We start from the raw sequence: 11,857 nt of genomic DNA, 5'->3' as shown, positions 1-11,857 counted from the left end.
CGCGGTGCAACCTCCGTCAGGGCGAAAAGCGCCGGGAGCGTAGGGGCACCGAAACACTCCGACAAGCGACGGTGGGCGAGGTTGCTGGAATCGGGAGCAGGCAGGAGCGTGGGCCCCATCTACACGTTGCTACAGGTAGCGAACTACATCCCCGCGGTCTGGGCGATGATCTCCTTCATCATCTCGGAGGTCCCGCCTCCGATGGTGAGCATGCGCACGTCCCTCCAGGCCCGTGCGATGTTCGTCTCCTCGATGTAGCCCATGCCTCCGTAGAACTGCTGGCAGTCGTAGGCCACCCGCTGGGCGAGGTCCGCCGTGTACAGCTTCACCATGGAGATCTCCCTCAACGGCCTCCGCTTGCGCTGGAAGAGCTCCACCGTGTGATAGGTGAGCTGCCGGGCGGCTGCCACCGAGGTCAGGTGCTCGGCGAACTTGTGGCGCCACACCTGGTACTCGATGAGCCGCTTGCCGAACGCCTCGCGCTCGCGGCCGTAGCGGATGGCTTCCTCGAGCATCCGCTGCATCATGGCGACGGCGTTGATGCCCGTCACCAGCCGCTCGCCCTGGAAGCTGTTCATGATGTGGAAGAAGCCGTCGTTCTCCTTTCCCAGCACGTAGCGCGCGGGAATGCGGCAGTCCTCGAAGAAGAGGATGGCCGTGTCCGAGGAGCGGTGGCCCACCTTGTCGAGCTTCTTCGACACTGAGAAGCCATTCACGTCCGTGGGGAACGTCATCAGCGAGATCCCCGCGGCGCCCGGGCCTCCGGTCCGCACCGCCAGCACCAGGAAGTCCGCCCGCGTGCCGTTCGTGATCCACATCTTCGAGCCGTTGATGACGTAGTCGTCCCCGTCCCGCCTCGCGGTGGTGCGCAGGTTCGCCAGGTCCGAACCGGCGCCCGGCTCGCTCATCCCGAGTGCGGCGATCTTCTCTCCCGCGAGCGCCGGCGCGAGGAACTCGCGCTTCTGCTCCTCTGTGCCGACGTCATTGATGATGGGCGTGGCCATCTGGCCTTGAACCATCAGAGCCATGCTGACGCCCGCGTTGTCGCTGCGCGCCAGCTCCTCGGCGAAGACGGTCACGAACCAGTAGTCCAGCCCGCTGCCTCCGTACTTCGGATCATGGTGGATGCCGAAGAGGCCCAGCTCGCCGCACTTGCGGAAGAGCTCTCGCGGAAAGAGGCCCGCCTGGTCCCATTCCAGGGCGTGGGGGGCCAACTCCTTCTCCACGAATCGTCGGACCGTCTTGCGGAATGTGTCGTGCTCTTCGGTGAAGGGATGGGTCATGGCCGGATGGGGAGCAGGGCGAGAACGCGCGAGAGCACCGCGACCCCTTCCTCGTATTCCTCGAGGCCGATGTGCTCATGGGGAGTGTGATCCAGGGAGGAGTCGCCGGGGCCGTAGGCGAGCGTAGGCACCTGCCAGGCCGCCGCCACGGTGTTCCAGTCGGACGTCCCCGTCTTCAGCCGGAGCGTCGGTTTGGCGCCCCGCTCGCGGATGGCCTTCTTGAACGCGCGCGAGAGCTCATCGTTCCCATCCGTGCTGACGGCGCCCTTGTTCGAGAGCGCCTTCACGCTGACGCCGGGACCGCTCCCCAGCAACGACAGCAGCCGTTCGCCATCGGTGGAGGGCCCGGTGCGGACGTTGACGCTGGCTCGGGCCCACTCCTCGGTGTCCGTCGAGCCCGTCTGGAAGGACGTGAGCGAGGGGAGGTTCTGCTCGAAGAGCGGGCGCTCGCGGTTCCATTCGTCGCAGTGCGCGCGCAGCGCGTTCCACGACTCGACGAGGTGCTCGGCGGCGGCGCGGTAGTCACGGCTCGCCGTGTGGCGCCGGCTCGCGCGGTACTCGAGCTCGGCCCGGACGAGCCCCTTGTACCCGATGGTGAGCGCGTGGGCGCCGCTCGGCTCGCCGTTGATGACGAAGTCCGGACGGTACCGCTCGCGCACGTGGAAGGCGCCGCGGGTGATGGCCACCTCCTCCTCGACGCACCCGAGCAGCAGGAACTTCTTCCCGGCCCGCTCGCTCGCGTCGAGCAGCTCCACGGCCTCGATGAAGGCGCCAATGGCTCCCTTGGCGTCCACGGTGCCGCGCCCGAAGAGCCGTCCGTCCTCGAGGCGCACCGGCACCTCTCCGGGCACCGTGTCGATGTGCCCGAGCAGCGCGATGCACGTGTCACCGTCGCCCATGCTCGCGATGGTGTTGCCCACCTCGTCGGTGTGCGCGCGCCAGCCTCGCTGCTCGAGCCGCTCCGCCAGCGCGCGGGAGAAGGCCTGCTCGTGGTGGCTGGGGCTGTACTGCTCCACCATCCACTTGAGGAACTCGATCGTCTTCTCACGTGCCCGCATTCGCGGCCTCCTTCTGCTTTCGGGAGAGGGTGAACTTCGTGCCGGACTCCTCGGTGAGGGCGACGAACACCGGCCGGGGCACGCGAGAGGAACTCACGTACACCGAGGGGACTCCGCCCTGGAGCGCCTTGCGCGCGGCGTCCAGCTTGTAGCGCATGCGTCCGGCGGCCAGTTGCATGCAGCCCTCTACGTCGTCGCTGGAGCGCACGAGCGTCAGGGGCTCGTTCGGGTTCTCCAGCAGCCCGGGCACGTTCGACAGCATCACCAACGCGCGGGCGCCGAGCGCGGTGGCGATCGACGCGGCGATCTGGTCCGCGTCGGCATTCACGAGCACGCCCTCCTCGGTGATGGCGGGAGGGCAGACGATGGGCACGTAGCCCTGGTCCAGCAGCGTCGCCAGGAGGCTCGTATTCACCGAGTGGATCTCCCCGGCGAGGTGCTCCCGGTCGATGCGGACCCGCCCGCCGTCGTTGATCTTCAGCGGGGGCCGCCGCTTCGCGATGAGCACCCGGCCGTCCGCGCCGCAGAGCCCGACGCCGGGAAGGCCGCGCTCCGCCAGCGACAGGACGACGCGTTTGTTCACCTCGCCCACCCAGGCCATCATCAAGACGCGCAACGTGGCCGCGTGCGTGAGGCGCACCACGTTTCCCGTGGGGGTCGTCACCTCGGGGCGCTCGAGCGAGAAGGCCTTCAGCACGCGCTCGCCTGCCTCCGAGCCTCCATTCACCACCACGACGCGCTCGCCGCTGCGGATGAGCTCCGCGACATCGTTGCAGACGTTCTCGAGATCAACCCCCGCGGCGCCGCCAATCTTGACCACGATGGGGCGGATGTCCGGGTCGCCCGGGTGGCTGGAAGGGAGTGGCGCGCTCATCCGATCACGCTCGCGCCGCCATCGACGAGCTGGACCGTGCCGGTGATGAACGAGGCCCGCTCGCTGGCGAGGAAGGTGGCGGCGGCGGCGAACTCCTCGGGGCGTCCCACGCGGCGCAGCGGAATATGGGCCGCCATGGCGCGTAGCCCGGCGTCCACGTCTCCGTCGGTGTTCGTTCCGGCGGTGCGCTCGACGGGAGGCGTGCGGGTGTAGCCGGGGGCCAGGACGTTGACGGTGACGCCGCAGTCCCCGAGCTCCTGCACGAGCGCGGAGGAGAACCCGACGATGCCCAACCGCGAGAAGCCCGAGAGGGCGAAGCGGGCCACGGGCCGCACGACGGTCTCGGACGTGATGAAGAGCAGGCGTCCCCAGCGCGCCGCCTTCATGTAGGGGAGGGCGGCCAGGGCCAGACTGATGGGCGGCATCAGCACCGAGTCCACAGCGTCCTTGTAGGCGCCGAGCTCGAACTTCGTCGCCGGGCCCGGAGGGGGTCCGCCGCTGTTCGTCACCGCGATGTGGAGGGCCCCCAAGCGGCCGGCGACCTCCTCGACCCAGTGGCGGACGGCGTCGGGATTCTTCAAGTCCACCGCTGTCGTGAGCACCCGGCCCCGGGCGATCTCCTTCAGCCGTCGCTCGGCCTGCGCGAGCTTCGCGGTGTCCCTCGCGCCAATGGCGACATGTGCACCTTCCTTCGCCAGCTCCTCGGCGACGGCGAGCCCCAGGCCGCTGGAGCCTCCCGCCACGAGCGCGACCCTACCGATCAGTCCCAGTTCCACGGAGCTCCTCCTTTCCGCCGCTGGCCGCGGTGTTGGAGGGCACCGGCTCGCGGGCCTGGGTGCGCCGGGGTTGGAAGTAGCCGTAGCGGGCCATCAGCGGCCACGACAGCGCCTGGGTGATGTTCCTCGCGCGCGCGGGGAGCTCCTTGCGCCAGGCCTCGTCCTCGGGCCGCAGGAGCGTGGGTCCGCTGCGGAAGCGATCCGGATTGCCGGTGACGGTGTGGTTCTTTCCCAGGTGGACGGTGCGCCCCTGCACCGGGTTGACGGCGTCCCGCGCGCCGACATGCTCGAGCAGCGCTCCCACCACCGAGGCCGGCTCGGCGATGAAGTCCTCGTAGCGTAGGAAGAACGAGCGCTCGGGGTAGCGCTGGATGACGGCCTCGGAGGCGAGGTTGAAGCCGACCCAATAGCTGGTGCTGCGCAGCGCGGACATGGGGACGACGTACTGCTTCGTCTTCGTCCACGAGTGCGTGGCGGCGCGCGGATCCCTCACGAGGTAGAGGAAATACGGCGTGATTCCCTCCACGTGTGGAAGGAGCGCCGCCTCGGACGGGAGCTTGCCGCTGTCCACGAGGGTGTGGCTGCCCGTGGCCTTCGCGATGGTGCGGTACGTCCGGCTCAGCGTGGCGGCGTACTCGCGGACATCCTCCGAGCGGGTGCCCTCGCGCAGGATGCTCCACGTGTGACGGGTCCGTACGGCCCGCGTCTGCCGCCGCACGACTTCCCGGGCGTGGGCCTCGGGAGTGCTCCCCGCGGGGGCTTCCTCCTCGAGCACCTTCGACCAGACGCCGCAGCGGGTGAGGGCCTCGCCGCAGCCGCAGAAGGTATTCGAGCCGTGGCCGTAGGCATTCTTCCAGAGGAAGCTGAGCTCGCCGGTGTGGAAGAAGCCCTTCACCTCGTTGAGCACGTTTCCAAGGATGGTGCTGCCATTGCGGCACCAGCCGGTGATGTAGAGAACCTTGATGTGGGATTGCGACACGAGCGCCCCCTGTGCGGACTGCCTGGATGTCCTTGAAACGGTTTCGCCGTCAGGCCAGCGAGGCCACGTAGAAGTGCGTGGGCAGGTGGACGACGAGCGCCTCGTAGATCTCCCCGCACACGGCGAGGCCCTCGCGCGGGAAGATGCCCTTGGGAGGCTCGGCGAAGCGGATGACGGAGCGGCCGCTGTCGAAGATGGTGGCGGCGGCGGTGTAGTCTCCGACGATGATGGTGCCCGGGTTGACCATGCGCGCGCGGGCGATGCGCACGCCCATGTCCGCGAGGTCCTTCAGCAGGCTGCCCTGCCCGACGAAGTAGCGGTAGTAGTCCTCCGGGTTCATCAGGATGCCGTCGGCCGAGCCGCCCACCTGCTCGACGCGATTGCACGCCGCCAGGAGCGAGGCCACGGGAGTCTCGCGAGCCGCCAGACGGGTGACGCCCGGAGTCTCCAGCAAACCGCGCACGCGCTCGCCACCGGGGCCGCGCGCGAGCGCCTGGTTCTCCGCCGTGCACAGGCGCACCAGCAGCCGGTAGTCGATGAATGTCGCGAGCGCCTCGGGGTCATCCAGCAGCGCGGGATTGAGCTGCACCCACGCCGTGGTCGGCTTGAGCTGTGTCTTGTCCGAGTGGAACTCGAACGTGGCCTCCTGCCGCAGCTGCGCGTCGATGACGTGCTCGGTGGGCTCCGACTGGGGACGGGTCTCGTACCAGTATTTGATCTGCTGCTGCTCGGACTTCACGACCTTGAAGAGGCCGCGCACCGCGATGCGGGGACGGCGTTTGAAACCCGGGAAGGAGTCCGTGATTGTCGTGGAGAACTCCACGGACGCCTTCGTGCCCTGCGCGATGACGGCGTTGGCAAAAGCCCGCCCTGGGGACAGTTCTGTCCCCGCGGTACCATTCGTGCTCATGTCTGCTCCCTGGCTGGGTGATGAGAACTGCGTGTGGCCGCGGACTTGGGACCGCGGGGTGCTTCAGATGGGATGCAGGCCCCGGAAGCCGAGGCCCTCGGTCTCGGAACGGCCGAGCATCAGGTTCATGGCGTGCACGGCCGTACCCGCCGCGCCCTTCATCAGGTTGTCGATCGCCACGTTGACGACGATCCGGTTCCGCTCCGTGTCCACGTCGACGGAGAGGTCACAAAAGTTCGTCCCCTGCAGCGGACCGGGCTCGGGGAAGGGCGAGGCGCTCGTGTTGGGCCGAATGAGCCGCACGAAGGGCTTCTCGCGGTAGGCCATCGCGATGGCGCGGAGCGGCTCGGCCTCGTCCATGGGCCTCGTGGTGAAGCCATGCACCGTCGCGAGGATGCCGCGTACGCTCGGGATGGCCGTGGCGCTGAAGTGCACGCTCGGACGCGTCCCCGTGAGCCGCTCGACGACGTTCTCGAGCTCTCCCGTGTGCCGGTGCCCCACCGGCTTGTAGCAACGCAGCGCGGAGGCGCGCTCGGGGTGATGGGAGGCCCGGTCCGGCGTGGCACCGCCTCCTGAGGAGCCCGTCTTCGCGTCGACGACGAGCTCCGGCTTCACCAGGCCCGCGCGCACCAGTGGGAGGATTCCCAGCAATGAGGCGTGGGCCATGCAGCCGGGCACCGCGACATAGCGGGCCTCGGGGAGCTCGCTGGCCGTCCATTCGGGCAAGGCATAGACGAACCCCGGCACGTCCGCGGGCCGTGGGTGTTTTTTGTACCAGCGCTCGTGCGTCGCCGGGTCCAGCCGGAAGTCCGCGCTCAGGTCGATCACCCGGCCCGCAAGCTCGCGCACCTTGGCCCAGCGGTTGATGAGCCCGCCCTGGGGCATGCAGCTCACGAGCAGGTCGCACGGCTCCAGCGCGTCGTGCGGGACGAAGCGCAGCGAGCTCATTCCGCGCAGGTTCGGATGCGGGTAGTCGAGCCGCTTGCCCGCGAATTGATCCGAGGTGGCCTGCACCACCTCCACGCCCGGGTGCGCGAGCAGCAGCCGCAGCAGCTCGCCGCCCGTGTAGCCCGCGGCTCCCAATACCGCCACGCGCGTCATGGGTGCACCCCGATGGCGTAGTCGGCGATCAGCTCCGGCAGCGGAACCCGGGTAATCTCGATGCTTCGCGCGAACTCCACGCAGTGGTTGATCTCATTCACCAGGAGCTCTCCGCCGCGCGTCTCGAGCAGGTCCACGGCCGCGATGTCCACTCCCACGGCCGCTGCCGCGCGCTCGGCGAGCTTCGCGTGCGACTCGGGCACTTCGTACCGTTCGGGCACGGCGCCCCGGGCGGTGTTCGTCACCCAGTGCTCCGAGCGCCGGCGGATACCTCCCACCGCCCGGCCCATCACGTAGACGCGCAGGTCATAGCCGGGCTTGTCGATGTACTGCTGTACGAGCGCCACATGATCCGAGGCGCTTCCAGTCTCGAAGCGCATCTGCATGAGGCCCTCGGCCGCGCTGCGTCCGTCGATGCGCGCGACCATGCGCCCCCATGAGCCCACCGCTGGCTTCGTCACCACCGGGTAGCCCCGGCGTTCGATCTCCGCCACGCAGGCCTCCTCCTCGAAGCCCGCGAAGGACCACGGCATGGGCACTCCGTGCGCTGCCAGCGCCAGGTTCGTGAGGATCTTGTCCCCACACGTGGCGATGGCGCGGGCGCTGTTCACCACGCGCGCGCCCTTCACCTCGAGGATCGCCGCCAGATAGCGGGAGCGGGTGAGCGACATGCTCCGCATCAGGACGACGTTCCCACCCGGCCAGCGCTCCGCGTCCAACGGCAGGACGAGGTCCGAGTCCTGGTGGAGCTCGACGGCACAATCCCTTTTGCGGAGCGCCTCGAGGATCATCCGCTCCTCGGTGCGCAGCCGTGATAGACGAGATCGATCTTCTTCATGGGGGGTCCGAGACGGGTGACTACTCGCCCCAGTCCTCCTCGACCTCGGGGGCCTCGGCGAGGCGCAGGGGCTTGAGGCCCACCACCTCCAGCTCGGCGGAGCAGCCCTCGCAGGTGAGGACCTCTCCCTCCATGTAGTGCTCTCCGAGAATCTCGAAGGCACACGTGGGGCAACCATTGATTCCCGCGGAATCCATCGGCTTTTGCAGCTGCATCAGCTCCTCCTTGTGGACAGTGAATCGAGAACGAGTTCGGCCACCGCCGCGCCGTCGAGCCCGTGCCCGCGCAGCAGCGATTCATGCGAGCCCGCGAGCGGGTCGTAGCGATCCTGGATGCCGATGCGGAGCACCCGCCGGCCGAGCCCCTGCGTGCACACGGTCTCGCAGACCGCGCCGCCGAGCCCGCCGAGGATGGTGTGCTCCTCCACCGTGACGAGCAGCCGCGTGCGCTCCGCCGTTTCGAGCACCGCCGCCTCGTCGAGCGGCTTGAGCGTATGCATGTTCACCACGCGCGCCGAAACGCCCTGGCTTTCGAGCCGCTGGGCGGCCTCCAGCGCGACGGAGACTCCGACCTCGCCGTGCGCGATCAGCCCCACGTCCGAGCCCTCGCGGAAGCAGAGTGCCCGGCCGAGCGTGAAGCCGCCGCGCGGTTCCTCCAGCCGGCTCACCCGGTTGCGGCCGAGCCGCATGTACACGGGGCCCGCGTGGTCGATCATCGCACGCGTGGCGAGGATCGTCTCGAGCCCGTCGGCGGGGGAGAGCACCAGCATCCCCGGCATGGACCGGAGGATGGCCAGGTCCTCGATGGCGTGGTGGGTGGGTCCGAAGAACGCGCCCGAGACGCCGCCGTAATCGCAGACGAGCTTCACGTTCGCCCGGGGGTAGGCCATCCCGAGCCGCACCTGCTCGCACGCCCGCATCGTCCCGAAGGGCGCGAAGGTGTGCGCGAAGACGACGTGCCCCACGTGCGCCAGGCCGCACGCCATGTCGAGCATCGTGGCCTCGCAGATGCCCAGGTTGAAGTAGCGGTCCTTGTGGCGGGCCTCGAAGGGATCTCCTCCGCCACCGAGGTCCGCCTCCAGCAGCACGAGGCGCGGGTCCTGCTCGGCGAAGCGCGCGAGCGCGTGCCGGAAGATCTGCCGGTTGGAGAGCTTGGGATTCTCCCGGAGCCAGGCTTCGGGGGCGGCCGAGAGATCCGCGCCGCTCGTCTGGGTTTCGCTCACGGGGTCTCTCCCATGGAGACGAGCGCACGCCGGAGTTGCTCGGGAGAGAAGACCGCATAGTGGGGACCCTTGCCCTTGAACATGGGGACGCCGGCTCCCTTCTGGGTCCTCGCGACGATGGCGCGCGGGGCCTTGCCGGCGGGGGCCTCCAGGGCCTCGCAGAGTGCACGCAGATCGTGCCCGTCCACCTCGAGCGCCTCGAAGCCAAACATGAGCAGCCGGTCCGTCAGCGCCGCCTGGGAGAGGATGGATTCGGTCGGGCCATCGTTCTGCCCCCCGTTCCGGTCGATAATGACAGTCAGATTGGACAGACGCTGGTGCGAAGCAATCTGGAGCGCCTCCCAGTTGGAGCCCTCGCCCATCTCCCCATCCCCACAGATGACATAGACACGGTTGGCCAGGCCCTTGAGCCGGTACCCGAGCGCCAACCCTGTACCCAGGCCCAATCCGTGTCCCAGGCTGCCGGTGGAGAAGTCCACACCCGGGACCCTGGCATTCACATGGCCCGTGAAGATGCTCCCTTCCGCGTTGTAGCGCTGGACGAGCTCCTCGGGGTCGAAGAAGCCAAACGCAGACAGGGCCGCATACAGTCCCGCCGCGGCGTGTCCCTTCGAGAGGATGAGGTGATCGCGTCCCTCCCAGTGGGGCTCACCGGGATTGATTTTCATGACGCGTCCCAGCAATGCCACGAGGATTTCCGTCAGGGAGAGCGAGCCTCCGAGATGGCAACCCGAAGCGGTTGCCGCGAGCCGGACAATGAGCCGCCGGACACGTCTTGCCTGTGCTTGAAGCGAGTCCAATCCATCCTCGGACGGGGACTCGGGACGCACGTCTGTCGTTGCTGCGGTCATCGAGCGGGTCATGGTTCGTGGGGGGAACGAAGCAATTCGTGACTTCGATGTTTCGCCAGCAGCCCTATAAAGAAAACCGAGAGGACTCGTCAATGTGTGAAGTCAGGCACCGATGTAAAAAAAAAATACGACATTGGCCAGCCAACGAGAAAGTGTTAGGGAATTCGCCCGCAAAGACATATACATTCCCGAAACACAGGGGAGCATAGGAATGACTGTGAAATTTTTCAGTGCTGCCTCGCGGGTTGATGGAGAGGCCTGGCGTCTCGAGGGGTGGTGGCGCGACGCAACCGTGGTCGACGACCTCCAGCGCGCGATCAAGAGCCATCCGGACAAGACGGCGATCATCGCGGCCCGGTATTTTTCCAGGGACATCACACGCATCAGCTACGCGGAGCTTGGGATGTACATGGAGCGCTTCGCGGGCGCCCTCCGCGAGCTGGGCGTCGGACGCGAGCAGATCGTCGCCGTGCAGCTCCCCAACTGGTGGCAGTTCACCGCGCTCGCGCTGGCATGTGCGCGCATTGGCGCGGTGCTCGCGCCCATCCCTCCCGATTACCGGCGCCGGGAGGTGGAGTTCATCCTCGGCAGGACCGAGGCCCGGGTGTACATCGGCCCGGCGACCTGGACCGGGTTCTCACACCGGGACATGCTCCGGGAGACGGCACCGGCGCTCCCGGCCCTGCGGCATCGCGTCTTCATCGGGGCGGGAAGTGGCCTGGCGGAGGGAGAGCTCGACTTCGACGCGCACTTCGTTTCCACCCGGTGGGAAGAGCATTACACCGCCAGCGCGTTGAATGAGCTGGCGGCCCGCGCGGATGACGTGTTCAACATCCTCTACACGTCGGGCACGACCGGCGAGCCCAAGGGCGTGGTCCACTCGTACAACACGAACTACGCCATCACCCGGGCACTCAGCGAGACGATGCGGCTGGGCGCGGAGGATGTCATCTCGCTGCCGAGCCTCCTCACCGCCTCGAGCGGCTTCACCTATCTCTTCCAGATGCCCCTCCTGCTCGGGGCGACGGCCGTCTATCTGGACGTGGCGGATCCCGACTTCCACCTCAAGCTCATCGAGGAGCATGGAATCTCGTTCATGTATGGGATCCCCACGTACTACCTGAACATGCTCGCGGCGCAGAAGCGCCGGCCCCGGAAGGCGGGCACGCTCAAGTGTCTGGCCACTGGCTCGACTCCCGTTCCGCCCCACCTCATCGCCGAGGCGCGGGATGTGTTTGGCGTCCGTCTGCACACGCTCTGGGGCATGACGGAGAACGGCGCCGTCACCATCACCCGGCACGAGGACCCTCCCGACTGGCCCGCCAGCAGCGACGGCGCCCCCGTGCCCTGGATGGAGGTGAAGATCGTCCCGGCTACCGCCGAGGACGGCTCGGCCTTCCCGGATGGCGCGGGGCGGCTCCTGGTCCGCGGCGCGAGCCAGTGCCTGGGGTATTTCAAGCGCGAGGACATCTACAACGCCTGTCTGGATTCCGAGGGATGGTTCGATACCGGGGACCTGGCGCGTGACGACGGACGCGGCGGCATCCGCATCGCCGGCCGGCTCAAGGACATCATCTTCCGGCACGGGATGAAGATTCCCGTCGTGGAGGTCGAGTCGGCGCTGTATGCCCATCCGAAGGTGCGCGAGGTCGCCGTCGTGGCCCACGCGGATGATCGCATCGGCGGCGAGCGCGTGTGCGCCGTCGTGGTTCCTCGCGACGAGGCGCCTACCCTCAATGAGTTGCGAGACCATCTGCGCAAGGCCGGCATGTCGGTGTCGTACTGGCCGGACCGTCTGGAGCTCATCTCCGAGATGCCGAAGACACCCTCCGGGAAGATCCGGAAGTTCCTCCTGCGCGAGCGCCTGAAGGAGACGTCAGCCAGCACGGCCTGAGCCTGTCTTCACCCCTGTTTTAGAGAAAGACCCGCTGCCTCCTGGCGACGGGAGTGGTTCTTTTTTGTCTG

The 11,857-nt window shown here is 68.0% G+C and carries 12 protein-coding genes; 1 reads left to right on the top strand and 11 read right to left on the bottom strand.

The window, feature by feature from the left end; translation table 11 throughout:
• Positions 1 to 143: 143 nt before the first annotated feature.
• The 11 genes from OV287_RS34075 to OV287_RS34025 all read right to left on the bottom strand — a co-directional run bounded on the left by OV287_RS34075 (position 144) and on the right by OV287_RS34025 (position 9,892).
• Entirely contained in the window at positions 144 to 1,283 is a 1,140-nt protein-coding gene (locus OV287_RS34075) for an acyl-CoA dehydrogenase family protein (RefSeq protein ID WP_267538214.1), read from the bottom strand.
• Complete coding sequence (locus OV287_RS34070) at positions 1,280 to 2,341, bottom strand: M20/M25/M40 family metallo-hydrolase (protein ID WP_267538213.1); 1,062 nt, start codon at positions 2,339 to 2,341, stop codon at positions 1,280 to 1,282. The genes OV287_RS34075 and OV287_RS34070 overlap by 4 nt, the downstream gene beginning before the upstream one ends.
• On the bottom strand, positions 2,328 to 3,215 hold the full coding sequence (locus OV287_RS34065) for a [LysW]-aminoadipate kinase (RefSeq protein WP_267538212.1): 888 nt from the start codon (positions 3,213 to 3,215) through the stop codon (positions 2,328 to 2,330). Before OV287_RS34065 ends, OV287_RS34070 begins: the two co-directional genes overlap by 14 nt.
• Positions 3,212 to 3,991 (bottom strand): SDR family oxidoreductase, encoded by a 780-nt coding sequence (locus OV287_RS34060; RefSeq protein ID WP_267538211.1) that lies wholly within the window; start codon positions 3,989 to 3,991, stop codon positions 3,212 to 3,214. Before OV287_RS34060 ends, OV287_RS34065 begins: the two co-directional genes overlap by 4 nt.
• Entirely contained in the window at positions 3,969 to 4,970 is a 1,002-nt protein-coding gene (locus OV287_RS34055; RefSeq protein WP_267538210.1) for a sulfotransferase, read from the bottom strand. The genes OV287_RS34060 and OV287_RS34055 overlap by 23 nt, the downstream gene beginning before the upstream one ends.
• 49 nt (positions 4,971 to 5,019) lie before the next feature.
• Positions 5,020 to 5,880 carry a family 3 encapsulin nanocompartment shell protein gene (locus OV287_RS34050; RefSeq protein ID WP_267538209.1) on the bottom strand — a complete coding sequence of 287 codons (861 nt, stop codon included), beginning with the start codon at positions 5,878 to 5,880 and terminating at the stop codon, positions 5,020 to 5,022.
• Positions 5,881 to 5,943: 63 nt separating this feature from the next.
• Positions 5,944 to 6,981 carry an N-acetyl-gamma-glutamyl-phosphate reductase gene (argC, locus tag OV287_RS34045; protein ID WP_267538208.1) on the bottom strand — a complete coding sequence of 346 codons (1,038 nt, stop codon included), beginning with the start codon at positions 6,979 to 6,981 and terminating at the stop codon, positions 5,944 to 5,946.
• Positions 6,978 to 7,772, bottom strand: a complete 795-nt coding sequence (locus OV287_RS34040; protein ID WP_267538207.1) for a RimK family alpha-L-glutamate ligase — start codon at positions 7,770 to 7,772, stop codon at positions 6,978 to 6,980. The genes argC and OV287_RS34040 overlap by 4 nt, the downstream gene beginning before the upstream one ends.
• A gap of 67 nt (positions 7,773 to 7,839) precedes the next feature.
• On the bottom strand, positions 7,840 to 8,034 hold the full coding sequence (gene lysW, locus OV287_RS34035) for a lysine biosynthesis protein LysW (protein WP_267538206.1): 195 nt from the start codon (positions 8,032 to 8,034) through the stop codon (positions 7,840 to 7,842).
• Positions 8,034 to 9,041: a transketolase family protein gene (locus tag OV287_RS34030; RefSeq protein WP_267538205.1), complete on the bottom strand. Its 1,008-nt coding sequence runs from the start codon at positions 9,039 to 9,041 to the stop codon at positions 8,034 to 8,036. Before OV287_RS34030 ends, lysW begins: the two co-directional genes overlap by 1 nt.
• Positions 9,038 to 9,892 (bottom strand): transketolase, encoded by an 855-nt coding sequence (locus OV287_RS34025; RefSeq protein ID WP_267538204.1) that lies wholly within the window; start codon positions 9,890 to 9,892, stop codon positions 9,038 to 9,040. Before OV287_RS34025 ends, OV287_RS34030 begins: the two co-directional genes overlap by 4 nt.
• 211 nt (positions 9,893 to 10,103) lie before the next feature.
• On the opposite strand from OV287_RS34025, the gene OV287_RS34020 reads away from it, so the two are divergent.
• Positions 10,104 to 11,786, top strand: coding sequence for an AMP-binding protein (locus OV287_RS34020; protein ID WP_267538203.1), 1,683 nt, complete (start codon positions 10,104 to 10,106; stop codon positions 11,784 to 11,786).
• The last annotated feature ends 71 nt before the right edge of the window (positions 11,787 to 11,857 follow it).

It is taken from the genome of Archangium lansingense (assembly GCF_026626635.1).
In the GTDB taxonomy this organism is placed as follows: Bacteria; Myxococcota; Myxococcia; order Myxococcales; family Myxococcaceae; genus Archangium; species Archangium lansingense.
Note: the sequence above shows the minus strand (reverse complement) of the source record. Positions and strands in the feature narration are given on the sequence as shown.